Source organism: Halomicrococcus pelagicus (assembly GCF_050954125.1).
In genome coordinates this window covers 1-778 of record NZ_JBPBWC010000050.1, presented here as the reverse complement: position 1 = coordinate 778, position 778 = coordinate 1, and the positions used below count along the sequence as shown (strand labels likewise).

1 protein-coding gene is annotated in these 778 nt (G+C 61.8%); it reads left to right on the top strand.

Annotation, left to right across the window (positions count from 1 at the left end):
* The coding region (locus tag ACRYA2_RS26580; RefSeq protein ID WP_433634820.1) for an RNA-guided endonuclease InsQ/TnpB family protein at positions 1-762 on the top strand (762 nt) is incomplete at its 5' end.
* Between the last annotated feature and the right edge of the window lie 16 nt (positions 763-778).

Here is a 778-nt window from a genome sequence, read left to right as displayed (position 1 = left end):
GTGGAGTCCGAGACTGCCGACGACGGCAACGACGGGCACAGCACAGTCCTCGGCGTTGACCTCGGCATCGAAAACGTCGCCGTCACGTCCACAGGTACGTTCTGGAACGGGTCGGAGTTGAACCATTGGCATCGTGAATTCGAGAAGCGGCGTGGGTCGCTCCAACAGCGTGGCACGCGGGCGGCCCACGAAACCATCCAGTCGGTCGGACGCACCGAGACGGGCCGCTACGACCACTTCTTACACACCGTCTCGAAAGAACTCGTCGCGGAAGCCGTCGAGAACGACTGTGACGTGATTGCGTTCGAGAACCTGACGGGGATTCGTGAGCGGATGCCTCGCGCCAAGAAGTTCCACGCGTGGGCGTTCCGACGGCTATTCGAGTATGTCGAGTACAAAGCCGAGGTGGTCGGCGTTTCGGTCGCACAGGTGAGTCCCGCGTACACCTCCCAACGGTGTTCCAAGTGCGGGTTCACCCATGAGGACAACCGTCCGACCTCTGATGGGCAGGACGTATTCGAGTGCCTGAAGTGCGACTACTCACCCCACGCGGACTACAACGCGGCGAAGAACATCGGTCTGAAGCATCTCCGCTCGGCGCAAACGTCGTCGGGCGGAGGCGCACCCGTAAACGTGCGCTTGAATCGCGGGACGTTGAACGTGAATGGCGAGTACGAGCCTGCCGCCGACGGCGGCCAGAACGGGAGTCCACGCGAAAGCCCCACCCTCAACGAAGCGAACGGCAAAGCCGTGAGTGAGTAGGGTGGGGTAGTTTACT